This window comes from Micromonospora sp. NPDC049114, from assembly GCF_040648635.1.
GTDB lineage: Bacteria > Actinomycetota > Actinomycetes > Mycobacteriales > Micromonosporaceae > Micromonospora.
On record NZ_JBEZEA010000004.1, the window covers coordinates 1 to 24,475 of the forward strand.

The following is a 24,475-nucleotide window of genomic DNA, read 5'->3' on the forward strand; positions in this document are numbered from 1 at the left end:
GTGGGGGGTGTTCCTCCCGCGGGCGGGGGCGGGTTAGGCGGCGGGCCACAACTTCCCCGGCCTCCCCCCACCGGCCCGCCCGCCCCCCCACCCCCCCCCCCCCCCCGCCCCGGCCCCCCCCGGGGGGGGGGGGGGGGCCCCCCCCCCGCCCGGCCCCCCCCCCCCCGGCGCGTCTGTGGTGTGGCAAGCTCGACCGCATGCGGCTGGAGAACGTCTGGTTGCGGTACCACAGGCGTGGTCCGTGGGTGCTGCGGGACGTGGACGTGCGGATCGGTCCGGGTGAGGTCGCGGTCGTCCTGGGCCGCAACGGTGTGGGCAAGTCGACGCTGCTCCAGGTGGCCGCCGGGGTGCTGCGGCCGGGTCGGGGCCGGGTCGTCGACCGGCCGGTCCGGGTGGGCTGGGTGCCGGAGCGCTTTCCGGCCGACCAGCCCTTCACCGTTTCTCGCTACCTGACCGGCATGGCCCGCGTGGCCGGGTTGGGGCGGTCGGCCGCCGATAAGGCGGTGACCACCTGGACGCAGCGGCTCGGCCTGGACGCGTTCAGCTCGGTGCGGCTTCCGGAGCTGTCCAAGGGCACCGCGCAGAAGGTGGGTCTCGCCCAGGCCATGCTGCGACGACCCGGCCTGCTGGTGCTCGACGAGCCGTGGGAGGGTCTCGACGCCACGACCCGCGAGCTGGTTCCCGAGCTGATCGACGAGGTGCTGGCCGACGGCGGCACGGTCCTGGTCAGCGACCACCGCGGGGAGACGGTCCGGCTGCCGGCCGCGCGCCGCTGGTCGGTGGCCGCAGGCGTGCTGACCGAGGAGACCGCCGCGACCGGCGAGGAGGCCATCGCGGTGGTCGAGGTAGCGGTTCCGGCCGCGCGGGTCGCCAGCACCGTCGCCCGGTTGCGCTCCGAGGGCCACCAGATTCTTCGCGTACGCGCCGACACCTCCATCGCCGCACCACAGGCCCGACCCGCTGCCGCACCGCTGCGGCCGGCGGGCGAACCGGCTCCCGACCAGCCCGAGGGCGCGGGCGCGGACGCGGTCGAGCAGGCGGCGGGGGAGGCCCGGTGACCGCCCTGGTGCGGATGCGGCTGGCCGGTTTCCTGCGGACGGGTCGGGCGTTGGCGCCGTTGCTCGCGGGTCTCGTCGTGCTCGGCACGCTCTACGGCGGCGGCCGGTCCCAGCCGGCCGAGGCGTACGGCGTCTCGGCAGTGGTGCTCTTCCCGGTGCTCGCCTGGCAGACCAGGATCCTGCTGGACATCGAGCCGGACGTGCAGCGCCGGCTTGCCCAGGTGACTGTCGGGGTGGCCCGGGAGCGCCTGGCCGGACTCCTGGCGGCCGGCGTGGCGGCGCTGGTAGCGGTGGCGATCGCGCTGCTCTTCCCCTGGTTGGTGGGCGGGGTCACCGGCCCGGTCGAGCCGGGGGACCGGTCGCTGCCGGTCGGCATCGCGCTGGGGCTGTGGGCGCATCTGCTGGCCGTACCCGCGGCGGTTGCTCTGGGCGCGCTGGCCAGTCGGGCGTCGGTGGGCGGCGCCGCGTACGGCGTGGCGGTGCTGGCCCTCGGCGGTGTCGGCGCGGTGGCGCTCGGTCTGCGCGGTTCGGTGGCGCCCTGGTTGGTGCCGCCGATCATGGCCACCGCGCGGACGACCGCGGGTGACGCCGCCGCCCTGACCCTGCTCGGGCTCACGCTCTGGGCGGTGGCGTGGAGTGCGGCGGTCACCGTCGGCTACCTGTGGCGGCGGCGGGCCCAGGGCTGACCAGCCACGGTCGGTGTGAGCGGGCTCACCGGGGGCGATTTGGCGCTCGTAGTGGGGGCGCGTACTCTTCAACAGTCATCCGTGTTTCCATGGATGAGGAACCACCCAGAGACCGCTGGTCACCGTGCTCCGGCACGGTCGAAGGTCCCGCGACAACGGGCGACCCGCGTAGGGCGGCAAGCGTAACTCGGCAGTGAGCATGGTCCGCCGACCGTGACGATCCGCCGGCCCTCGCCCCGTGCGCCCTGCGCCGGGGCTTTTCGTTGTCGTGCTGCCTCCGCCCCCGCTCCGGCTTCGGCCGTTTCGGGGACCAGCCTCGAGTAACGAGAGAGGAGGGACATGGCGGACAAGCCGATCCGGGCCGACAAGGCCACGGCCGTCGCTGAGCTGACCGAGAGCTTCCGCAACGCGGGCGCCACCGTGCTGACCGAGTACCGCGGTCTGACGGTTTCCCAGCTCACCCAGCTGCGGCGCTCGCTCGGCGCCGAGACCAGCTACACGGTCGCGAAGAACACGCTGGCGAAGCGTGCCGCGACGGACGCGGGTATCAACGGCCTCGACGAGCTGTTCACCGGTCCTACCGCGCTGACTTTCGTTTCGGGCGACGTCGTCGAGGCGGCGAAGGGGCTTCGCGACTTCGCGAAGGCCAACCCGAAGCTCGTCATCAAGGGCGGTGTCTTCGAGGGCAGGGCCATTTCCGCGGCCGAGGTCACGAAGCTCGCCGACCTGGAGTCCCGCGAGGTGCTGCTGGCCAAGCTGGCCGGCGCGATGAAGGGCAACCTGAGCAAGGCCGCGGCCCTGTTCCAGGCTCCGCTCTCCAAGGCCGCCCGTGCGGCGGCCGCCCTGGCGGACAAGAAGCGCGAGCAGGAGGGCGCCGAGGCGGCCTGAGGCCGCGCGGCGCACCCACGTTCTTAGACAACCTTTAGAAAGGACGCCAGATATGGCGAAGCTCAGCACCGACGAGCTGCTCGACGCGTTCAAGGAGATGACGCTGATCGAGCTCTCCGAGTTCGTGAAGCAGTTCGAGGACACCTTCGAGGTCACCGCCGCGGCTCCGGTCGCGGTTGCCGCCGCCGGTGGCGCTCCGGCCGCCGCCGAGGCCGAGCCGGAGAAGGACGAGTTCGACGTCGTCCTCGAGGCTGACGGTGGCAAGAAGATCCAGGTCATCAAGGTCGTGCGTGAGCTGACCGGCCTGGGCCTCAAGGAGGCCAAGGACGCGGTCGAGTCCGCGCCGAAGGCCATCCTGGAGAAGGTCAACAAGGAGACCGCCGAGAAGGCGAAGGCGAAGCTCGAGGGTGAGGGCGCCAAGGTCACCCTCAAGTGACCTGACGTTCCACCTGCGCGTGCCCGGCTCAGTGAGCCGGGACACGATCGCGTCGCGGCGGGCGGTGATCCGACACGGATCGCTGCCCGCCGTGTTTCGTGGATCGGGCGACAACCGTCCTGAGCTGGGCGTCGATGGTCGATGCGCGACCACCGGACGAGCCGACCCGGTCGTCCCCAGGTGGGAAAGAACCGACGACCCGGATACCGGCCCTTGACGCGGCCCCGGGCTGCCAGGCACGCTGAACACCAGCAAGACACCGCGCTTGCGACGGCCACGACGTGGGTAATGACAGCGGCGGCACCAACGGCCGCGGCAACCCGAGCGGCCCAGTGGGGACGTTGCGTTCTGAGCGGCCCGGCAGACCCCGGTTTACGGGGGCCGAGGCGCGTTCCGCGAACGACCTGCGGGGTGGGCTGGACAGCGGTTAGCCTCTCGGCTACACTGCTAGTTTGCGCTGCCTTCCGACTTGACCCCTGCTCGGAAATGTCCGTTTACGGATATTTCTGGTGGGGTCATTGGAGTGCACGCGTACCAGCCGTTCTGCAGCACCGGTCCTCGGAAGGACGCATCTTGGCAGCTTCCCGCCCTGCGAAGACCAGTCGTACGTCGAGCGCATTCGCTCCCCGCCGAGTTTCATTCGGCAGGATCACCGAACACCTCGAGGTCCCCAACCTCCTTGCCATCCAGAACGAGTCCTTCGACTGGCTCGTCGGCAACGAGGCTTGGCAGGGCCGGTCGGCGGACGACCCGCACGCACGCTCGGGTCTCGCGGAGATCCTTGAAGAGATCAGTCCCATTGAGGACTTCTCCGGCACCATGTCACTTTCCTTCTCGGCGCCGCGCTTCGACGAGGTCAAGGCCTCGATCGAGGAGTGCAAGGAGAAGGACCTGACCTACTGCGCTCCGCTCTTCGTGACCGCGGAGTTCACCAACAACACCACTGGCGAGATCAAGAGCCAGACGGTGTTCATGGGTGACTTCCCGATGATGACGCCCAAGGGCACCTTCGTCATCAACGGCACCGAGCGCGTCGTGGTCAGCCAGCTCGTCCGGTCCCCGGGCGTGTACTTCGACAAGCAGCCGGACAAGACCTCCGACCGCGACCTCTCCAGCGTCAAGGTCATCCCGAGTCGGGGTGCCTGGCTGGAGTTCGACATCGACAAGCGCGACACGGTCGGCGTTCGCATCGACCGCAAGCGTCGGCAGGCCGTCACGGTCCTACTCAAGGCCATCGGATGGTCGGCCGAGCGGATCCGTGAGCGGTTCGGCTGGTCCGAGCTGATGATGACCACGCTCGAGAAGGACCACATCGCCGGCGCCGACGAGGCCCTGCTCGACATCTACCGCAAGCTGCGCCCTGGCGAGCCGCCGACGCGCGAGAACGCCCAGACCCTGCTCGACAACCTCTTCTTCAACCCGAAGAGGTACGACGTCGCCAAGGTCGGGCGCTACAAGTTCAACAAGAAGCTGGAAGTCGACGTGCCGATCACCACCGGCACGCTGACCGAGGACGACATCGTCGCCACCGTGGAGTACCTGTGCCGGCTGCACGCCGGTGAGGACGGCTACGAGGCCGACGACATCGACCACTTCGGCAACCGTCGTCTGCGCACCGTGGGTGAGCTGATCCAGAACCAGGTTCGGGTCGGCCTCTCCCGCATGGAGCGGGTCGTCCGCGAGCGGATGACCACGCAGGACGTCGAGGCGATCACCCCGCAGACCCTGATCAACATCCGCCCGGTGGTGGCGGCGATCAAGGAGTTCTTCGGTACGTCGCAGCTGTCCCAGTTCATGGACCAGACCAACCCGCTGGCGGGCCTGACCCACCGGCGTCGGCTGAGCGCGCTCGGCCCGGGTGGTCTGTCCCGGGAGCGGGCCGGCTTCGAGGTCCGCGACGTGCACCCGTCCCACTACGGCCGGATGTGCCCGATCGAGACGCCGGAAGGCCCGAACATCGGCCTGATCGGCGCGCTGTCCACCTTCGCCCGGGTCAACCCGTTCGGCTTCATCGAGACGCCGTACCGGAAGGTCGTCGAGGGTCGGGTCACCGACCAGATCGACTACCTGACCGCGGACGAGGAGGACCGGTTCGTCAAGGCCCAGGCCAACGCGCGCCTGAAGGCGGACGGCACGTTCGCCGAGGAGCGGGTGCTCTGCCGTCGTAAGGGCGGCGAGACCGAGGACGTCGTCCCCGGTGCCGTCGACTACATGGACGTCTCGCCCCGGCAGATGACCTCGGTCGCGACCGCCATGATCCCGTTCCTCGAGCACGACGACGCCAACCGGGCACTGATGGGCGCGAACATGCAGCGCCAGGCGGTGCCGCTGGTCAAGGCCGAGGCGCCGCTCGTGGGTACGGGCATGGAGTACCGGGCCGCTGTCGACGCCGGCGACGTGGTTGTCGCCGAGGTCGGCGGTGTGATCGAGGATCTCTGCGCCGACTACGTCACCATCCACCAGGATGACGGCCACCGCCGGACGTACCTGCTGCACAAGTTCCGCCGCTCCAACGCCGGCTCCTGCGTCAACCAGAAGCCGGTCGTCTTCGAGGGCGACCGCGTCGAGGCCGGTCAGGTCATCGCCGACGGTCCGTGCACCGACGAGGGCGAGATGGCGCTCGGACGCAACCTGCTGGTGGCGTTCATGTGCTGGGAGGGCCACAACTACGAGGACGCGATCATCCTGTCGCAGCGCCTCGTGCAGCAGGACGTGCTCACCTCGATCCACATCGAGGAGCACGAGGTCGACGCCCGGGACACCAAGCTCGGTCCGGAGGAGATCACCCGCGACATCCCGAACGTCAGCGAGGAAATGCTCGCTGACCTCGACGAGCGCGGCATCATCCGGATCGGCGCCGAGGTCGTCCCCGGCGACATCCTGGTCGGCAAGGTCACGCCCAAGGGCGAGACCGAGCTGACCCCGGAGGAGCGGCTGCTCCGCGCGATCTTCGGTGAGAAGGCGCGTGAGGTTCGGGACACCTCGCTGAAGGTGCCGCACGGCGAGACCGGCACGGTCATCGGTGTGCGCACGTTCTCCCGCGAGGACGGCGACGAGTTGCCGCCGGGTGTCAACGAGCTGGTCCGGGTCTACGTCGCCCAGAAGCGCAAGATCCAGGACGGCGACAAGCTCGCCGGCCGGCACGGCAACAAGGGTGTCATCTCGAAGATCCTGCCGATCGAGGACATGCCGTTCCTTGAGGACGGCACCCCGGTCGACATCGTGCTCAACCCGCTCGGCGTGCCGAGCCGGATGAACATCGGCCAGGTGCTGGAGACCCACCTCGGTTGGGTCGCCAAGACCGGGTGGAAGGTCGAGGGTGACGACGCCGAATGGAAGCGTCAGCTCCGCTCGATCGACGCGCACGAGTCCGAGGGTGACACCAACGTGGCCACCCCGGTCTTCGACGGTGCCCGCGAGGAGGAGATCTCCGGTCTGCTCGAGTCGACCCTGCCCAACCGGGACGGCAAGCAGCTGATCGGGCGTACCGGCAAGGCGCAGCTGTTCGACGGTCGTTCCGGCGAGCCGCTGCCCGACCCGATCGCGGTCGGCTACGTCTACATCCTGAAGCTCAACCACCTGGTCGACGACAAGATCCACGCTCGTTCGACCGGACCGTACTCGATGATCACGCAGCAGCCGCTGGGTGGTAAGGCGCAGTTCGGTGGTCAGCGCTTCGGTGAGATGGAGTGCTGGGCGATGCAGGCGTACGGCGCTGCCTACGCCCTGCAGGAGCTGCTCACGATCAAGTCCGACGACGTGCTCGGCCGCGTGAAGGTCTACGAGGCCATCGTCAAGGGCGAGAACATCCCGGAGCCGGGCATCCCGGAGTCGTTCAAGGTGCTGCTCAAGGAGCTGCAGTCGCTGTGCCTCAACGTTGAGGTGCTCTCCAGCGACGGTGTGGCCCTGGAAATGCGCGAGACCGACGACGAGGTGTTCCGGGCCGCCGAGGAGCTGGGCATCGACCTGTCCCGGCGCGAGCCGAGCTCGGTCGAAGAGGTCTGAGGTGAGCGGTCGGGGGCCGGTTCGCCGGCCCCCGACCCCACCCGAGAATTAGCAGTACAGACGACGACATAGGGGACAGAGTGCTCGACGTCAACTTCTTCGACGAGCTGCGCATTGGTCTCGCCACCGCCGACGACATCCGTCAGTGGTCGCACGGCGAGGTCAAGAAGCCTGAGACGATCAACTACCGCACCCTGAAGCCGGAGAAGGACGGACTCTTCTGCGAGAAGATCTTCGGTCCGCAGCGGGACTGGGAGTGCTACTGCGGTAAGTACAAGCGCGTCCGGTTCAAGGGCATCATCTGTGAGCGCTGCGGCGTCGAGGTGACTCGCTCCAAGGTCCGTCGTGAGCGGATGGGGCACATCGAGCTCGCCGCTCCGGTGACCCACATCTGGTACTTCAAGGGCGTTCCGAGTCGGCTGGGCTACCTGCTGGACCTCGCCCCCAAGGACCTCGAAAAGATCATCTACTTCGCCTCGTACGTCGTGACGAGCGTGGACGCCGAGTCGCGTCACCGTGACCTCTCGACGATCGAGAACGAGATCCTGGCCGAGAAGCGGCAGTCCGAGAACAGCCGCGACTCGGAGATCGAGAAGCGGGCCGCCAAGCTCGAGGCCGACCTGGCCGAGCTTGAGGCCGAGGGTGCCAAGGCGGACGTCCGGCGCAAGGTCAAGGAGGGCGGAGAGCGCGAGATGCGCCAGATCCGCGACCGGGCCCAGCGCGAGATCGACCGCCTGGACGAGGTGCTGGACACCTTCCGCAAGCTGGAGCCGAAGCAGCTGGTCACCGACGAGCTGCTCTACCGCGAGCTGCGCGACCGGTTCGGTGAGTACTTCACCGGTTCCATGGGCGCGGAGGCGATCAAGGCGCTGGTCCAGAACATGGACCTCGACGCCGAGGCCGAGAGCCTGCGGGAGACCATCCGGTCCGGCAAGGGCCAGCGGAAGATCCGGGCGCTCAAGCGGCTCAAGGTCGTGGCGGCGTTCCTGAACACTCGCAACTCGCCGCTCGGCATGGTGCTGGACTGCGTCCCGGTCATCCCGCCGGACCTGCGCCCGATGGTGCAGCTCGACGGTGGCCGCTTCGCGACCTCGGACCTCAACGACCTGTACCGGCGTGTGATCAACCGGAACAACCGCCTCAAGCGGCTGATCGACCTCGGCGCACCCGAGATCATCGTCAACAACGAGAAGCGGATGCTCCAGGAGGCCGTCGACGCGCTGTTCGACAACGGCCGTCGCGGCCGGCCGGTCACCGGCCCGGGTAACCGCCCGCTCAAGTCGCTGTCCGACATGCTCAAGGGCAAGCAGGGCCGGTTCCGCCAGAACCTGCTGGGCAAGCGCGTCGACTACTCGGGCCGTTCGGTCATCGTGGTCGGCCCGAAGCTCAAGCTGCACCAGTGCGGTCTGCCCAAGCAGATGGCGCTGGAGCTGTTCAAGCCCTTCGTGATGAAGCGGCTGGTGGACCTCAACCACGCGCAGAACATCAAGTCCGCCAAGCGGATGGTCGAGCGTCAGCGCCCGGTCGTGTGGGACGTGCTGGAAGAGGTCATCGGCGAGCACCCGGTGCTGCTCAACCGGGCGCCGACCCTGCACCGCCTGGGCATCCAGGCCTTCGAGCCGCAGCTGGTCGAGGGCAAGGCGATCCAGATCCACCCGCTGGTCTGCACCGCGTTCAACGCCGACTTCGACGGTGACCAGATGGCGGTGCACGTGCCGCTGTCCGCCGAGGCCCAGGCCGAGGCGCGGATCCTGATGCTGTCGTCGAACAACATCCTCAAGCCGGCCGACGGCAAGCCGGTCACCATGCCCACGCAGGACATGGTCATCGGCCTCTACCACCTCACCCACCTCACCGCCGGTGAGAAGGGCGAGGGCCGGGCGTTCAGCTCGGACGCCGAGGCGCGGATGGCGTTCGACAACGGCGAGCTGCACCTGCAGGCGCCGGTGAAGATCCGCCTGCGTGGCGTGGTCGGTGTCGACAACGGCTCTGGCTCCGAGGCGTGGACCGCCCCGGAGGGCTGGGTCGAGGGTGACCCGCTGACCGTGGAGACCACCCTGGGCCGGGTGCTGTTCAACGAGACGCTGCCGCAGGGCTACCGCTTCGTGAACTACGAGATCCGCAAGGGTCAGCTCTCCGCGATCGTCAACGACCTCGCCGAGCGCTTCCCCAAGGTGGCGCTGGCCGCCACTCTGGACGGGCTCAAGGAGGCCGGTTTCCACTGGGCCACCTGGTCCGGCGTGACGATCGGCATGGAGGACGTCATCGCTCCGCCGCGTAAGGCGGAGATCCTGGCGAAGTACGAGAAGGAAGCCGACCGGATCGACAAGCAGTACCAGCGTGGTCTGATGACCGCCGAGGAGCGTCGCGGCGAACTCATCGAGATCTGGACCAAGGCGACCAACGAGGTCGCCAAGGAGATGGACACCGCGCTGCCGCAGGAGAACCCACTGTGGAAGATGATCAACTCGGGTGCCCGCGGTAACCTGCTCCAGCTCCGGCAGATCGCGGCGATCCGTGGTCTGGTGGCCAACCCGAAGGGCGAGATCATCCCGCGGCCGATCAAGGCCAGCTACCGGGAGGGTCTGTCCGTGCTGGAGTACTTCATCTCCACGCACGGTGCCCGTAAGGGTCTCGCGGACACCGCCCTGCGGACCGCCGACTCGGGTTACCTGACCCGTCGTCTGGTGGACGTCTCGCAGGACGTGATCATCCGCGAGGAGGACTGCGGCACCGACCGGGCGATCCCGATGCAGATCGGCGAGAAGCTGGACGGCAAGCTCGTCGTCCACACCCACGCCGAGACCAGCGTGCACGCCCGGACCCTGGCCGACGACATCAAGGGGCCGGACGGCACCGTGGTGGCCGAGCGCGGCCAGGACATCAACTCCATCGGGGTCGACAAGATCGTCGCCGCCGGCGTGGAGACGGTCCGGGTGCGCAGCGTGCTCACCTGCGAGTCGAAGCTGGGCGTCTGCGCGGCCTGCTACGGCCGTTCGCTGCCGACCGGCAAGTCGGTCGACATCGGTGAGGCTGTCGGCATCATCGCCGCCCAGTCCATCGGTGAGCCGGGCACGCAGCTGACGATGCGTACCTTCCACACCGGTGGTGTCGCGGGTGAGGACATCACCCAGGGTCTGCCGCGTGTCCAGGAAATCTTCGAGGCTCGGGTCCCGAAGGGTAAGGCGCCCATCGCCGACACCCCGGGTCGGATCCGGATCGAGGACGGCGAGCGCTCGCGGAAGATCATCGTGGTGCCGGACGACGGCAGCGACGAGATCGTGTACGACAAGATCTCGAAGCGCGTCAAGCTCCGGACCCACGACGGCGGTCACGTCGCGGTCGGCGAGAAGCTGACCGAGGGCACCATCGACCCGCACGAGCTGCTGCGGATCATGGGTCCGCGGGCGGTCCAGGTCCACCTGACCAGTGAGGTCCAGGAGGTCTACCGCTCGCAGGGTGTGCTCATCCACGACAAGCACATCGAGATCATCATCCGCCAGATGCTCAAGCGGGTGACGGTCATCGACTCCGGCTCGACCGAGTTCCTGCCGGGTGTGCTCGTCGACCGGGCGCTGTTCGAGTCGGAGAACCGCCGACTCGTGTCGGAGGGTGGCGAGCCCGCCGCCGGCCGTCCGGTGCTGATGGGTATCACCAAGGCCTCGCTGGCCACCGACTCCTGGCTCTCCGCGGCCTCCTTCCAGGAGACCACCCGGGTGCTGACCGACGCTGCGATCAACTCGCGCAGCGACTCGCTGGTCGGCCTCAAGGAGAACGTGATCATCGGTAAGCTCATCCCGGCCGGTACGGGCATCAGCAAGTACCGCAACGTCCGGGTCGAGCCGACCGAGGAGGCCAAGGCCAAGGTCTACTCGATGACCGGCTACCCGGAGACCGACTACGGGTTCGGGCCGGCCAGCGGGCAGGCTGTGCCGCTGGACGACTTCGACTTCGGGTCGTACCGCTAAGCACTGAACACCGACGAGGCCCCCGGCACCTGCCGGGGGCCTCGTCGTGTCCGGACCGACCCGCCCGTCGACCGGGTTGGGCATGATGGAGGCATGACGACCGCACCCGGACAGGTGTCCGTCGCGTCCCAGGGCCTGCGTCACCCGCTGGATCCGGACCCGGCCCGTGCCACAAAGGCGCGCGCGGTGTTCGCGCTGGGGCTGCTCGGCATGCTGACCGGGCTGTTCATCGGCGGGGTGGTGCCGGCGACGGTCGCGCTGCAACTCGCCCGCCAGGCCCGCCGGGAGGCGTACGCCTCGGGGGGTTTCCTGACCGGCGGCGTCTGGCTGCGGCGGGGGGAGCGGTTGGCCTGGATCGGCCTCGGGCTGGTCGCGGTGAGCGTGGTCGTCGCCGTGGTGATCGGGGTGGTTCGGGTGGCTGGCACGCCGTTCGGCCACGACTACCCGGCGAACATGGACTGACCGTTCCACCGGCCACGCCCAGCGCGAACGGCGCCGCTTGCGGCGGTAGCCTGGCCGGTGTCCGCCGCGCGGCGATTGGCGGCCCTGTCGACAGGAGGACCTCGTGACGGAACCGGCGCGGCCCCCGGCGGATGAGCCGGCGGGGCATCCCGACGCGCCGGCCGCGAGCCCGGCCCCCTCCGCACCGAACGACCGGGCGCAACCCGATCAGGACGGGCAGCCCGCCCCACCCGCCGACGTTCCCGATCCGGGTACGCCTCCGTCGGGTTGGGGTGCGCCGCCCGCGCCCGCGTGGGGTCCGCCCACTGCCGAGTGGGGCGGGGTCTATCCGCCCGGGCACGGCCAGCCCCATCCCGCTTCCGGGGCGCCGCTGCCGCAGGCATGGGGTCAGCCGCCGTCCGGGCCTGGTGCGCCGGGGGGTTGGGGGCACCCGCAGTCGGGGGTCGGTACGCCGCCCGGCTGGGGTCAGCCGCCGTCGGGGCCTGGTACGCCCGGGGGTTGGGGTCAGCCGGCGCAGGGCCAGTCGCCCGGGTGGGGTGTGGCTCCCGCCCGACCGGTGCCTCCGCCCACCGACGACCAGCGGCGGCCGCCGAAGCGGGTGGAGGCGGTGCCGGGCACGCCGTTCGGCGTGGTGCACCTGGATGTGCCGCCGGTCACCTCCGGACTGGCGACCGGGGCGCTGGTGGCGGGCATCGCGTCGATCCTGGTCTCGCTCCTGGTGATCTGTTTCGGGGTGGCTTTCGGCAACGACGGGGGCGTTTGGGCGTCCGGCGCCTTCACCGTGCTGGGGGTCCTGGCGGGGGTGGCGGCAATCGTCATCGGTCTGCTGGGCCGGCGGCAGATCGGCCGGCCGGCCGCGCCGTCGGCGGTACGGTTCACCGGGCGCGGGCTGGCGGTGGCGGGCATCAGCTGCGGTGCGGCGGGTGCGCTGCTCAGCCTGCTGGGTCTGGGTCTGGCGTTGCTGATCACCCTGACGTGAGGCCGTGCACCGGGTCTGCGGTGCCTGCCCGGGGGCGACGGGTGGTCCGGCGGGGAAGCCGGTACACTTGTGTCCGTAGGTGCCCATCGCGGGCGACGAGGCGGGACGAGATCCGGCCGGCGAGTGTGAGACAGTCGCCGACCCATTCCGTTTTGACCTGGGCGGCTGTGGTAGGTACTCTTTCCCCTTGTGCCCGGGCGTGCCCGGGCAACTCGTGCGTGCGCTGGTTCCGGATTCCGGACGGCGGCACGACAAGCCAGAGATCCGGGGCGGGGCGATCCGCGTGCCGGTGACAGAAACCCGGTACGCCTGCGAAAGCGTCCGCACCGGGACCGTGAGTTGGGCGACACGCCCGACCGCGGGTGCCGGGGCCTCCGCAAGGTGACCCTGGTCGGAATGTAGGAGAGCCGGTCATCAGGCCGGCTAACGAGCAGACGGCGCGGCCGCGTGCAGCGGCCGAAGGGAGCGGAGAAACCCGGTGCCCACCATCCAGCAGCTGGTCCGAAAGGGCCGTCAGGCCAAGACGACCAAGACCAAGACCCCGGCGCTCAAGGGGTCCCCCCAGCGGCGCGGCGTGTGCACCCGCGTGTACACCACCACTCCGAAGAAGCCGAACTCCGCGCTGCGCAAGGTCGCTCGTGTGAAGCTCAGCAGCCAGATCGAGGTGACCGCCTACATCCCGGGCGTCGGTCACAACCTGCAGGAGCACTCGATCGTGCTCGTTCGCGGCGGCCGGGTGAAGGACCTCCCCGGCGTGCGTTACAAGATCGTCCGCGGCTCGCTGGACACCCAGGGTGTCCGCAACCGCAAGCAGGCGCGCAGCCGTTACGGCGCGAAGAAGGAGAAGAGCTGACATGCCGCGTAAAGGACCCGCTCCGCGGCGGCCACTGGTCGCTGACCCGGTGTACAACTCGCCGCTGGTCACCCAGCTGGTGAACAAGATCCTGCTCCGCGGCAAGCGTCAGCTCGCCGAGTCGATCGTGTACGCGGCCCTCGAGGGCTGCCGCGAGAAGTCCGGCACCGACCCGGTCGTCACCCTCAAGCGGGCGATGGACAACGTCAAGCCGACCCTCGAGGTGCGCAGCCGTCGTGTCGGTGGCGCCACCTACCAGGTTCCGGTCGAGGTCCGCCCCACCCGGGCGACCACCCTGGGCCTGCGCTGGCTGGTCACCTACTCCCGCGCCCGTCGCGAGAAGACCATGGTCGAGCGGCTGATGAATGAGCTGCTGGACGCGAGCAACGGCCTCGGTGCCGCCGTCAAGCGGCGCGAGGACACGCACAAGATGGCCGAGTCCAACAAGGCCTTCGCGCACTACCGCTGGTAACACCCTGGTTCCGGCGCCCCACCGGGCGCCGGAACCGCCACCAGTTGAGTCGAGACGACGATAAGTAGGGATTGAAGTGGCCGCCGCAGACGCGCTCGCCAACGTACGCAACATCGGCATCATGGCGCACATCGATGCCGGTAAGACCACGACCACCGAGCGAATCCTGTTCTACACCGGCATCACGTACAAGATCGGTGAGGTCCACGAGGGCGCTGCCGTCATGGACTGGATGGAGCAGGAGCAGGAGCGTGGTATCACCATCACCTCCGCTGCTACCAAGTGTGAGTGGAAGGGCCACACGATCCAGATCATCGACACGCCTGGCCACGTCGACTTCACGGTCGAGGTCGAGCGGTCGCTGCGTGTGCTGGATGGTGCGGTCGCGGTCTACGACGGTGTCGCCGGCGTGGAGCCGCAGACCGAGAACGTCTGGCGGCAGGCCGACAAGTACAACGTCCCGCGGATGTGCTTCGTCAACAAGCTCGACCGGACCGGCGCCGACTTCTTCCGCTGCGTGCAGATGATGATCGACCGGCTGAACGCCACCCCGCTGGTGCTCCAGATCCCGATCGGGCTCGAGGGCGACCACATCGGTGTCGTCGACCTGGTCGGCATGCGCGCTCTCACCTGGCGCGGGGAGACCCAGAAGGGTGAGGACTACGCGATCGAGGAGATCCCGGCCGAGCTGGCCGACTCCGCGGCCGAGTGGCGCGAGAAGCTGATGGAGACCCTCGCCGACGTCGACGACTCGGTGATGGAGAAGTACCTGGAAGGCGAGGAGGTCTCCGTCGAGGAGATCAAGGCCGCCATCCGGCGTGCCACCATCGCCGGCAAGGCCAACCCGGTGCTGTGCGGCTCGGCGTTCAAGAACAAGGGCGTCCAGCCCATGCTCGACGCCGTGGTCGACTTCCTGCCGTCGCCGCTGGACGTTCCGGCGATCGAGGGTACGGCCACCGACGGCGAGACCCCGCTGCTGCGCAAGCCGTCCAACTCGGAGCCCTTCTCCGGCCTGGCCTTCAAGATCCAGACGGACAAGCACCTGGGCAAGCTCACCTACGTCCGGGTCTACTCCGGCACGCTCGATTCCGGATCCCAGGTGGTCAACTCCACCAAGGACCGCAAGGAGCGGATCGGCAAGATCTACCAGATGCACGCCAACAAGCGTGAAGAGCGTCCGTCGGCGCAGGCCGGCGACATCATCGCCGTTCAGGGTCTGAAGCAGACCACCACCGGCGACACGCTCTCCGACCCGGCGAACCCGGTCATCCTGGAGTCGATGACCTTCCCGGAGCCGGTCATCTCGGTGGCGATCGAGCCGAAGACCAAGTCCGACCAGGAGAAGCTGGGTACGGCGATTCAGCGCCTGGCCGAGGAGGACCCGACCTTCCGCGTCCAGCTGGACGAGGAGACCGGTCAGACGGTCATCTCCGGCATGGGTGAGCTGCACCTGGACATCCTGGTCGACCGGATGCGCCGCGAGTTCAACGTCGAGGCCAACGTCGGCAAGCCCCAGGTGGCGTACCGCGAGACCATCCGCCGCAAGGTGGACAAGGTCGAGTACACCCACAAGAAGCAGACCGGTGGTTCCGGCCAGTACGCCCGCGTCATCGTGAGCGTCGAGCCGCTTCCGCTGGACAACGACTCGCCGACCTACGAGTTCGCCAACGCCGTCAGCGGTGGCCGCATCCCGCGGGAGTTCATCCCGTCGGTGGACGCCGGCGCCCAGGACGCCATGCAGTACGGCATCCTGGCCGGCTTCCCGCTGGTCGGTGTGAAGCTGACCCTGCTGGACGGCCAGTACCACGAGGTCGACTCGTCGGAAATGGCATTCAAGATCGCCGGCTCGATGGTGATGAAGGACGCGGCCCGCAAGGCCGACCCCGCACTGCTCGAGCCGATGATGGCCGTTGAGGTCACCACTCCTGAGGAGAACATGGGTGACGTCATCGGCGACCTCAACTCCCGCCGCGGCATCATCCAGGCGATGGAGGAGCGCAGCGGCGCCCGCATCGTGAGGGCTCTGGTGCCGTTGTCGGAGATGTTCGGCTACGTCGGCGACCTGCGGTCGAAGACCCAGGGCCGGGCTAGCTACAGCATGCAGTTCGACTCCTACGCCGAGGTTCCGCAGAGCGTGGCGAAGGAGATCATCGCCAAGGCGACGGGCGAGTAACGTCCCCTGAGCAGGTGATTCGTGGTCGGTCGCGGGTGGTTTCACCCACCCGCGGCCACCACGATCGGATCGCGTGAGACCGGGCCTGTAGGCTTCATCGCCGCAGAACCCACAAAAGCTCTCCGGCCGTCAGGCCGGAAAGGCTGTCGACAGAGTCCTAAGCGCCGACCGGCGCGCCGGGCGTACGAACCAAGAAGTCCACAGGAGGACACCAGTGGCGAAGGCGAAGTTCGAGCGGACTAAGCCGCACGTCAACATCGGCACCATTGGTCACATCGACCACGGTAAGACGACGCTGACGGCGGCCATCACCAAGGTCCTGCACGACCAGTACCCCGACCTGAACCCCTACACGCCGTTCGACGAGATCGACAAGGCGCCGGAGGAGAAGGCCCGCGGTATCACGATCTCGATCGCGCACGTCGAGTACCAGACCGAGGCGCGGCACTACGCGCACGTCGACTGCCCCGGCCACGCGGACTACATCAAGAACATGATCACCGGTGCCGCGCAGATGGACGGCGCGATCCTGGTGGTCGCGGCGACCGACGGCCCGATGCCGCAGACCCGTGAGCACGTGCTGCTCGCGCGTCAGGTTGGCGTGCCGTACATCGTCGTGGCGCTCAACAAGAGCGACATGGTCGACGACGAGGAGCTCCTGGAGCTCGTCGAGCTCGAGGTCCGTGAGCTGCTCTCCTCGCAGGAGTACCCGGGTGACGACCTGCCGGTCGTTCGGGTTTCGGCGCTGAAGGCCCTCGAGGGTGACCCCGAGTGGACCGGCAAGCTCCTGGACCTGATGACCGCGGTCGACACCGCGATCCCGCAGCCGGAGCGTGAGACCGAGCGGCCGTTCCTCATGCCGATCGAGGACGTCTTCACGATCACCGGTCGTGGCACCGTCGTCACGGGTCGCGCCGAGCGCGGCATCCTCAAGCCGAACGAGGAGGTGGAGATCGTCGGTATCCGCGAGAAGTCGCAGAAGACGGTCTGCACCGGCATCGAGATGTTCCGCAAGCTGCTCGACGAGGCCCGCGCGGGCGAGAACGTCGGTCTGCTGCTGCGTGGCATCAAGCGCGAGGACGTCGAGCGCGGCATGGTGGTCGTCAAGCCGGGCACCACGACCCCGCACACGGAGTTCGAGGCGACGGTCTACATCCTCTCCAAGGAGGAGGGCGGCCGGCACACCCCGTTCTTCCAGAACTACCGTCCGCAGTTCTACTTCCGGACCACGGACGTCACCGGTGTCGTCACCCTCCCCGAGGGCACCGAGATGGTCATGCCGGGTGACAACACCACCATGTCGGTGAAGCTGATCCAGCCCATCGCCATGGAGGACAACCTCAAGTTCGCGATCCGCGAGGGTGGCCGCACCGTCGGCGCCGGGTTCGTCACCAAGATCATCAAGTGAGCTAGGTAACCCCGATTAGACCCGCCGCCGGTCGTGCGGCATACTAGTCAGGTTGCGTAACGACAGTTCGTCGCCTGTGTTCGGCTTTCGCTGAACCTCCGGGTGGCGAGACAGTCGAGCGTAGGGTGGTTGGCGGCCCAGTCGCCAACCACCCTCGCACGGCGTTCAGGTCGCGGTAATGCGATCGGCGCCTTGACCCACCGCGCGGTCAGCACCACTCCGGAACCACGGGGCGGAGCCCGGCCCGAGGGCGCGACACGCCCGACCGCGGGGGTCGGCGAAGTGGGCCTGTGCCAGCCGGTACAGGCGCCCGCAACACAGCGGCATCGAGAGAAGGAACAGAAGCCACCATGGCGGGACAGAAGATCCGCATCCGGCTCAAGGCCTATGACCACGAGGTCGTCGACTCCTCGGCTCGGAAGATCGTCGAGACGGTGACGCGCACCGGGGCGCAGGTCGCGGGCCCGGTGCCGCTGCCCACGGAGATCAACCGTTTCTGCGTTATCCGCTCGCCGCACAAGTACAAGGACTCGCGCGAGCACTTCGAGATGCGCACGCACAAGCGGCTGATCGACATCATCGACCCGACCCCGAAGACGGTCGACTCGCTCATGCGCCTCGACCTGCCGGCTGGCGTCGACATCGAGATCAAGCTGTAGGGACCGGACAAATGGACAGGCAAGTCAAGGGGATCCTGGGCGCCAAGCTCGGCATGACCCAGGTCTGGGACAACAACAAGGTTGTTCCCGTGACCGTGGTCGAGGCCGGCCCGTGCGTCATCAGCCAGGTTCGTAGCGCCGAGAAGGACGGTTACTCCGCGGTCCAGCTCGCGTACGGCACGATCGACCCGCGCAAGGTCAAGAAGCCGATCAGCGGGCACTACGCGAAGGCGGACGTGGCGCCGCGCCGGCACATCGTCGAGCTGCGCACCACGGACGCCGGGGAATACTCGCTGGGCCAGGAGGTCACGGTCGAGGAGTTCCCGGTCGGCGTCACGATCGACGTCACCGGCAAGACCAAGGGCAAGGGCTACGCCGGCCCGATGAAGCGTCACGGCTTCCACGGTCTGCGCGCCAGCCACGGTGTCGAGCGCAAGCACCGCTCGCCCGGCTCCATCGGCGCCTGCGCCACCCCGGGTCGTGTCTTCAAGGGCACCCGGATGGCCGGCCGCATGGGTGGCGTGCGCTACACCGTGCAGAACCTCACCGTCCAGGCGGTCGACACCGAGAACAACCTGCTGCTCGTCCGGGGTGCCATTCCTGGTCCCAAGGGCGCGCTCGTTCTGGTCCGTACCGCGGCCAAGAGCAAGGTGAAGAAGGGCGGTGCGGCCAAGTGACCACCGTTGACGTGCGCACCGTCGAAGGCAGCACCAGCGGCTCCGTCGAGCTGCCGGCTGACATCTTCGACGTGCAGGCCAACGTCGCGCTGATGCACCAGGTCGTGGTGGCCCAGCTCGCGGCGGCCCGACAGGGCACGCACAAGGCCAAGACCCGCGGCGAGGTCGCCGGTGGCGGCAAGAAGCCGTACAAGCAGAAGGGCACCGGTCGCGCCCGGCAGGGCTCGATCCGCGCGCCGCAGTTCGCCGGCGGTGGCGTGGTGCACGGTCCCGTGCCGCGCGACTACAGCCAGCGGACCCCGAAGAAGATGAAGGCCGCCGCGCTCCGCGGTGCCCTCTCGGACCGGGCACGCGCCGGGCAGGTGCACGTCGTCGAGGCGTTCGTCTCGGGCGAGAAGCCGTCGACCAAGGCCGCACTGGCCACGCTGACCAAGCTCACCGAGGCCCGTCGGGTTCTCGTCGTGCTGAGCAGCACCGACGAGCTGAACTGGGTGTCGCTGCGCAACGAGCCGCGGGTGCACCTGATCGAGTCCGGCCAGCTGAACACGTACGACGTGCTGGTGGCCGACGACGTGGTCTTCACCAAGGACGCCCTGGACGAGTTCCTGGGCGTGCCCGCCGAGACCACCGAGGAGGGTGGCAAGTGAGCACGATCGCCGACCCGCGCGACATCATCGTGGCGCCGGTCGTCTCGGAGAAGAGCTACAGCGAGCTGAACCGGAACTGGTACACCTTCCTGGTGCACCCGGACGCGAACAAGACCGAGATCAAGATCGCTATCCAGCAGATCTTCGACGTCCGCGTCCTGACGGTCAACACGCTCAACCGCCAGGGCAAGCGCAAGCGCACCAAGACCGGCTTCGGTCAGCGCAAGGCGACCAAGCGGGCGATCGTGAAGCTGGCTGACGGTGACCGTATCGAGGCCTTCGGCGGCCCGGTCAGCTGAGGGGTGTAGACAATGGCTATCCGTAAGTACAAGCCGACGACGCCGGGCCGACGTGGCTCCAGCGTCGCCGACTTCGCCGAGATCACCCGGTCCACGCCGGAGAAGTCGCTGCTGGCTCCGCTGCCGAAGAAGGGCGGGCGTAACGCCCACGGCCGGATCACCACGCGGCACCACGGTGGCGGTCACAAGCGCCAGTACCGTCTGATCGACTTCAAGCGGGTCGACAAGGACGGCGTGCCGGCGAAGGTCGCTCACATCGAGTACGACCCGAACCGCACGGCGCGCATCGCGCTGCTGCACTACGCCGACGGCGAGAAGCGGTACATCATCGCGCCGAAGGACATGAAGCAGGGCGACCGCGTCGAGTCCGGTCCGGGCGCCGACATCAAGCCGGGTAACAACCTGCCGCTGCGCAACATCCCGGTCGGTACCACGATCCACAACGTGGAGCTGCGTCCGGGCGGCGGGGCCAAGCTGGCCCGTTCCGCCGGCGTCGGCATCCAGCTGCTCGGCCGTGAGGGCGCGTACGCGACCCTGCGTATGCCGTCCGGCGAGATCCGGCGGGTGGACGTGCGCTGCCGCGCGAGCGTCGGCGAGATCGGCAACGCCGACCAGTCGAACATCAACTGGGGTAAGGCCGGCCGTATGCGGTGGAAGGGCAAGCGCCCGACCGTCCGTGGTGTCGCCATGAACCCGGTCGACCACCCGCACGGTGGTGGTGAGGGTAAGACCTCCGGTGGTCGCCACCCGGTCAACCCGCAGGGTAAGCCCGAGGGCCGCACCCGCCGTAAGGGCCAGCCGAGCGACAAGCTGATCGTCCGCCGCCGCTACGCCACGCGTAAGCGCGGCTGAGGGAGATAAGACATGCCTCGCAGCCTCAAGAAGGGCCCGTTCGTAGACGACCACCTGCTCAAGAAGGTGGAAGTGCAGAACGACAAGGGCTCGAAGAACGTGATCAAGACCTGGTCGCGGCGCTCGACGATCATCCCCGAGATGCTCGGGCACACGATCGCCGTGCACGACGGACGCAAGCACGTCCCGGTGTTCGTGACCGAGGCGATGGTCGGGCACAAGCTCGGCGAGTTCGCGCTGACCCGCACGTTCAAGGGTCACGAGAAGGACGACCGGAAGAGCCGTCGGCGCTGACGCCGCCAGGCATACGGATAGAGGGAACAAGGGGTTACAGCGATGCCAGGAAAGGGCGACGCTCCGGTGCTTCCGGGCGCGAGGGCGGTTGCGCGGCACGTGCGCATCTCGCCGATGAAGGCGCGCCGGGTGGTCAACCTCGTCCGCGGCCTGCCCGCGAAGGAGGCGCTAACGGTGCTGCAGTTCGCGCCGCAGGCTGCGAGCGAGCAGGTGTACAAGGTGCTCGCTAGCGCGATCGCCAACGCGGAGAACAACGAGCGGCTGGACCCCGACGCGCTGCTCGTCAGCGAGGCGTTCGTGGACGAGGGCCCGACGATGAAGCGGTTCCAGCCGCGGGCACAGGGTCGGGCGTACCGGATCCGCAAGCGCACCTGCCACATCACCGTGGCGGTCGAGGCGGTCGCGCCGGCAGCGCCGAGGAAGGCCGCGGCGAAGAAGGCCGCCCCGGCCACGGAGGCCGCACCGGCCGAAGCGCAGAGCAAGACGGAGGACGCCGAGTAATGGGTCAGAAGGTTCACCCCACTGGGTTCCGGCTCGGCATCTCGACCGACTGGAAGTCCCGCTGGTTCGCGGACAAGCTCTACAAGGACTACATCGGCGAGGATGTCAAGATCCGCCGCATGATGTCGAAGGGCCTCGAGCGTGCCGGGATTTCCAAGGTCGACATCGAGCGCACCCGCGACCGCGTCCGCGTCGACATCCACACCGCCCGGCCGGGCATCGTCATCGGCCGTAAGGGTGCGGAGGCCGACCGGATCCGCGGCGAGCTCGAGAAGCTCACCGGCAAGCAGGTCCAGCTGAACATCATCGAGGTGAAGAACCCCGAGTCGGACGCTCAGCTCGTCGCGCAGGGCGTGGCCGAGCAGCTGTCCAGCCGGGTCAGCTTCCGTCGGGCGATGCGCAAGGCCATGCAGTCGGCCATGAAGAACCCGGTCTGCAAGGGCATCCGGGTTCAGGTCTCGGGTCGCCTCGGCGGCGCCGAGATGAGCCGGACCGAGTTCTACCGCGAGGGCCGGGTTCCGCTGCACACGCTGCGGGCCAACATCGAGTACGGCTTCTTCGAGGCCCGTACCACCTTCGGCCGGATCGGCGTGAAGGTCTGGATCTACAAGGGTGACGCGGTTCCGGGCCGGGAGGCTCCGGCCGAGGCCGGTCCGTCGCGCCCGCGCCGTGGTGAGCGTGGCGACCGTCCCGAGCGTCCGCGCCGTGGCCGGTCCGGTTCGTCCGGCACGACCGCTGGTGGCACCGAGGCCGGTCGGGCTGCTGCGACCACCATCGCGCAGCAGGCCGAGACGCCGAGTGGCGAGCCGGTCGACAGCGCTGCTGTCGCGGCTGCGGCTGCTCCGGCAGAAACGCAGCAGGAGGGCTGACAGATGCTGATGCCGCGCAAGCCCCCGAAGGGCTTCCGCAAGCCGCACCACCCGGACCGCAGTGGCGCGTCCAAGGGTGGTAACCGGGTGGTGTTCGGCGAGTTCGGGATCCAGGCTCTCGAGCCGGCGTACGTGACCAACCGCCAGATCGAGTCGGCGCGTATCGCGATGACCCGTCACATCAAGCGTGGCGGCAAGGTCTGGATCACGATCTTCCCGGACCAGGCCCTCACCAAGAAGCCTGCCGAGACCCGGATGGGTTCCGGTAAGGGTTCGCCCGAGTGGTGGGTCTCCAACGTGAAGCCGGGTCGGATTCTCTTCGAGATGTCCTTCCCCAACGAGCAGATCGCGCGTGAGGCCATGCGTCGCGCGATCCACAAGCTCCCGATGAAGTGCCGCATTGTTACGCGCGAAGTGGGTGAATCCTGATGGCAGCGGGCGTTAAGGCGACCGAGCTGCGTGAGCTCTCCGAGGAGGAGCTGGTCACGAAGCTGCGGGAGGCCAAGGCGGAGCTGTTCAACCTCCGCGTGCAGGCCGCAACCGGGCAGCTGGACAACAACCGGCGGCTGCAGGTCATCCGTCGGGAGATCGCCCGGATCTACACGATCATGCGCGAGCGCGAGCTGGGGCTCTCGGCCGCGCCGACTGAGGTGACTGCATCATGACCGAGAACACCACCACTGACGCCACCCGCGCGCGCCGTAAGGTTCGCGAGGGCCTGGTGGTCAGCGACAAGATGGACAAGACCGTCGTGGTCGAGGTCGAGGACCGGGTTCGGCACGCGCTGTACGGCAAGATCATGCGTCGTACGAGCAAGCTGAAGGTGCACGACGAGCAGAACGCCGCTGGCACCGGCGACCGGGTCCTGATCATGGAGACCCGGCCGCTGAGCGCCACCAAGCGTTGGCGGATCGTGGAGATCCTGGAAAAGGCCAAGTAGCGAAGGCTCGAGCTCGCCCGGCGTTGCGTCGGGCGTTGGTTCCGCCAGGCTCCGGCCGCCACGGCGGCCGGAGAACCGGCAGACATAGGAGATAGACGTGATTCAGCAGGAGTCGCGACTGCGCGTCGCCGACAACACGGGTGCTCGGGAGATCCTGTGCATCCGGGTTCTCGGTGGCTCCGGTCGGCGCTACGCGAGCATCGGCGACGTCATCGTGGCCACGGTCAAGGACGCGATCCCGGGTGCCGGTGTGAAGAAGGGCGACGTCGTCAAGGCGGTCGTCGTTCGCACGGCCAAGGAGAAGCGGCGGCCGGACGGCTCGTACATCCGCTTCGACGAGAACGCCGCCGTCATCATCAAGGACGGTGGGGACCCGCGCGGTACCCGCATCTTCGGCCCGGTGGGCCGGGAGCTGCGGGACAAGCGGTTCATGAAGATTATTTCCCTCGCGCCGGAGGTGTTGTGACCGTGAAGGTCAAGAAGGGCGACACGGTCGTCGTCATCGCCGGCAAGGACAAGGGTGCCAAGGGCAAGGTCATTGCGGCCTACCCGCGGCAGGACAAGGTCCTGGTCGAGGGCGTGAACCGGGTCAAGAAGCACACCCGCATCAGCACCACCCAGCGTGGCGCCAAGACCGGCGGCATCGTCACCCAGGAGGCCCCGATCCACGTCTCGAACGTGCAGGTCCTGGACTCCGACGGCAAGCCGACCCGCGTCGGTTACCGGATCGACGACAACGGCCAGAAGGTCCGCATCGCGCGTAGCACCGGTAAGGACCTGTGATGACCACGGCTACCGAAAAGACCATGCCGCGCCTCAAGGAGCGGTACCGCAACGAGATCGTGGCCCAGCTGCGTGAGCAGCACAGCTACGGCAACCCCATGCAGGTGCCGCGGCTGGTCAAGATCGTCGTCAACATGGGTGTCGGCGAGGCTGCTCGCGACGCCAAGCTGATCGACGGCGCGGTCCGCGACCTCGCCACGATCACCGGCCAGAAGCCGCAGGTGCGGCGGGCGACCAAGTCCATCGCGCAGTTCAAGCTCCGCGAGGGCATGCCGATCGGCGCGAAGGTGACCCTCCGCGGCGACCGTATGTGGGAGTTCCTGGACCGGCTGCTGTCCATCGCGCTGCCGCGTATCCGCGACTTCCGCGGTCTGGACGGGCGCAAGCTCGACGGGCACGGCAACTACACGTTCGGTCTGACCGAACAGTCGGTGTTCCACGAGATCGACCAGGACCGGATCGATCGCCAGCGGGGCATGGACATCACGGTGGTCACCACCGCCACGACCGACGACGAGGGCCGGGCGCTGCTCAAGCTCCTGGGCTTCCCGTTCAAGGAGAACTGA

General features: G+C 68.4%; 26 protein-coding genes. All 26 read left to right on the plus strand.

Annotation, left to right across the window (positions count from 1 at the left end):
• Positions 1–197: 197 nt before the first annotated feature.
• The 26 genes from AB0B39_RS14885 (at position 198) to rplE (ending at position 24,475) form a co-directional block, all read left to right on the plus strand.
• Positions 198–1,058, plus strand: a complete 861-nt coding sequence (locus tag AB0B39_RS14885) for an ABC transporter ATP-binding protein (protein ID WP_357574573.1) — start codon at positions 198–200, stop codon at positions 1,056–1,058.
• Entirely contained in the window at positions 1,055–1,744 is a 690-nt protein-coding gene (locus AB0B39_RS14890; RefSeq protein ID WP_357574574.1) for a hypothetical protein, read from the plus strand. The genes AB0B39_RS14885 and AB0B39_RS14890 overlap by 4 nt, the downstream gene beginning before the upstream one ends.
• 339 nt (positions 1,745–2,083) lie before the next feature.
• On the plus strand, positions 2,084–2,632 hold the full coding sequence (gene rplJ / locus AB0B39_RS14895) for a 50S ribosomal protein L10 (protein WP_007465325.1): 549 nt from the start codon (positions 2,084–2,086) through the stop codon (positions 2,630–2,632).
• Positions 2,633–2,684: 52 nt separating this feature from the next.
• Complete coding sequence (gene rplL, locus AB0B39_RS14900) at positions 2,685–3,068, plus strand: 50S ribosomal protein L7/L12 (protein WP_007465324.1); 384 nt, start codon at positions 2,685–2,687, stop codon at positions 3,066–3,068.
• 573 nt (positions 3,069–3,641) lie between these two features.
• Positions 3,642–7,073, plus strand: a complete 3,432-nt coding sequence (locus AB0B39_RS14905; RefSeq protein ID WP_234583441.1) for a DNA-directed RNA polymerase subunit beta — start codon at positions 3,642–3,644, stop codon at positions 7,071–7,073.
• Positions 7,074–7,153: 80 nt separating this feature from the next.
• Positions 7,154–11,041, plus strand: a complete 3,888-nt coding sequence (locus tag AB0B39_RS14910) for a DNA-directed RNA polymerase subunit beta' (protein WP_357494499.1) — start codon at positions 7,154–7,156, stop codon at positions 11,039–11,041.
• A 93-nt stretch (positions 11,042–11,134) separates the two neighbouring features.
• On the plus strand, positions 11,135–11,503 hold the full coding sequence (locus AB0B39_RS14915; RefSeq protein ID WP_357574575.1) for a hypothetical protein: 369 nt from the start codon (positions 11,135–11,137) through the stop codon (positions 11,501–11,503).
• A 598-nt stretch (positions 11,504–12,101) separates the two neighbouring features.
• The gene (locus AB0B39_RS14920; RefSeq protein WP_357574730.1) at positions 12,102–12,482 is read left to right on the plus strand and encodes a hypothetical protein; all 381 of its coding nucleotides are present in this window, start codon (positions 12,102–12,104) and stop codon (positions 12,480–12,482) included.
• 478 nt (positions 12,483–12,960) lie between these two features.
• Positions 12,961–13,335, plus strand: coding sequence for a 30S ribosomal protein S12 (gene rpsL / locus AB0B39_RS14925; protein WP_007465318.1), 375 nt, complete (start codon positions 12,961–12,963; stop codon positions 13,333–13,335).
• A gap of 1 nt (position 13,336) precedes the next feature.
• A complete protein-coding gene (rpsG, locus tag AB0B39_RS14930) occupies positions 13,337–13,807 on the plus strand; it encodes a 30S ribosomal protein S7 (RefSeq protein ID WP_007465317.1) in 471 nt (156 codons plus the stop codon).
• Between the two features lie 76 nt (positions 13,808–13,883).
• The gene (gene fusA / locus AB0B39_RS14935) at positions 13,884–15,980 is read left to right on the plus strand and encodes an elongation factor G (protein ID WP_308195352.1); all 2,097 of its coding nucleotides are present in this window, start codon (positions 13,884–13,886) and stop codon (positions 15,978–15,980) included.
• A gap of 214 nt (positions 15,981–16,194) precedes the next feature.
• Positions 16,195–17,388, plus strand: coding sequence for an elongation factor Tu (tuf, locus tag AB0B39_RS14940; RefSeq protein WP_234583438.1), 1,194 nt, complete (start codon positions 16,195–16,197; stop codon positions 17,386–17,388).
• Between the two features lie 350 nt (positions 17,389–17,738).
• Positions 17,739–18,047, plus strand: a complete 309-nt coding sequence (gene rpsJ, locus AB0B39_RS14945; RefSeq protein WP_007073037.1) for a 30S ribosomal protein S10 — start codon at positions 17,739–17,741, stop codon at positions 18,045–18,047.
• Between the two features lie 11 nt (positions 18,048–18,058).
• Positions 18,059–18,724 carry a 50S ribosomal protein L3 gene (rplC, locus tag AB0B39_RS14950; RefSeq protein WP_234583437.1) on the plus strand — a complete coding sequence of 222 codons (666 nt, stop codon included), beginning with the start codon at positions 18,059–18,061 and terminating at the stop codon, positions 18,722–18,724.
• The gene (gene rplD / locus AB0B39_RS14955) at positions 18,721–19,371 is read left to right on the plus strand and encodes a 50S ribosomal protein L4 (RefSeq protein WP_234583436.1); all 651 of its coding nucleotides are present in this window, start codon (positions 18,721–18,723) and stop codon (positions 19,369–19,371) included. Before rplC ends, rplD begins: the two co-directional genes overlap by 4 nt.
• Positions 19,368–19,670 carry a 50S ribosomal protein L23 gene (gene rplW, locus AB0B39_RS14960; RefSeq protein WP_088998352.1) on the plus strand — a complete coding sequence of 101 codons (303 nt, stop codon included), beginning with the start codon at positions 19,368–19,370 and terminating at the stop codon, positions 19,668–19,670. Before rplD ends, rplW begins: the two co-directional genes overlap by 4 nt.
• Positions 19,671–19,682: 12 nt before the next feature.
• Positions 19,683–20,522: a 50S ribosomal protein L2 gene (gene rplB / locus AB0B39_RS14965; RefSeq protein ID WP_007465301.1), complete on the plus strand. Its 840-nt coding sequence runs from the start codon at positions 19,683–19,685 to the stop codon at positions 20,520–20,522.
• A gap of 12 nt (positions 20,523–20,534) precedes the next feature.
• Positions 20,535–20,816 carry a 30S ribosomal protein S19 gene (gene rpsS, locus AB0B39_RS14970; protein ID WP_007465299.1) on the plus strand — a complete coding sequence of 94 codons (282 nt, stop codon included), beginning with the start codon at positions 20,535–20,537 and terminating at the stop codon, positions 20,814–20,816.
• Positions 20,817–20,858: 42 nt separating this feature from the next.
• Positions 20,859–21,317, plus strand: a complete 459-nt coding sequence (rplV, locus tag AB0B39_RS14975) for a 50S ribosomal protein L22 (RefSeq protein ID WP_007465297.1) — start codon at positions 20,859–20,861, stop codon at positions 21,315–21,317.
• On the plus strand, positions 21,317–22,186 hold the full coding sequence (rpsC, locus tag AB0B39_RS14980; protein WP_007465294.1) for a 30S ribosomal protein S3: 870 nt from the start codon (positions 21,317–21,319) through the stop codon (positions 22,184–22,186). Before rplV ends, rpsC begins: the two co-directional genes overlap by 1 nt.
• Positions 22,187–22,189: 3 nt before the next feature.
• The gene (gene rplP / locus AB0B39_RS14985; protein WP_121653126.1) at positions 22,190–22,615 is read left to right on the plus strand and encodes a 50S ribosomal protein L16; all 426 of its coding nucleotides are present in this window, start codon (positions 22,190–22,192) and stop codon (positions 22,613–22,615) included.
• Complete coding sequence (rpmC, locus tag AB0B39_RS14990) at positions 22,615–22,851, plus strand: 50S ribosomal protein L29 (RefSeq protein WP_007465283.1); 237 nt, start codon at positions 22,615–22,617, stop codon at positions 22,849–22,851. The genes rplP and rpmC overlap by 1 nt, the downstream gene beginning before the upstream one ends.
• Positions 22,848–23,126 carry a 30S ribosomal protein S17 gene (rpsQ, locus tag AB0B39_RS14995; protein WP_053653938.1) on the plus strand — a complete coding sequence of 93 codons (279 nt, stop codon included), beginning with the start codon at positions 22,848–22,850 and terminating at the stop codon, positions 23,124–23,126. The genes rpmC and rpsQ overlap by 4 nt, the downstream gene beginning before the upstream one ends.
• Before the next feature lie 97 nt (positions 23,127–23,223).
• Positions 23,224–23,592, plus strand: coding sequence for a 50S ribosomal protein L14 (gene rplN / locus AB0B39_RS15000; protein ID WP_007073026.1), 369 nt, complete (start codon positions 23,224–23,226; stop codon positions 23,590–23,592).
• A complete protein-coding gene (gene rplX, locus AB0B39_RS15005; RefSeq protein WP_007465276.1) occupies positions 23,589–23,909 on the plus strand; it encodes a 50S ribosomal protein L24 in 321 nt (106 codons plus the stop codon). Before rplN ends, rplX begins: the two co-directional genes overlap by 4 nt.
• On the plus strand, positions 23,909–24,475 hold the full coding sequence (gene rplE, locus AB0B39_RS15010) for a 50S ribosomal protein L5 (protein WP_074314595.1): 567 nt from the start codon (positions 23,909–23,911) through the stop codon (positions 24,473–24,475). Before rplX ends, rplE begins: the two co-directional genes overlap by 1 nt.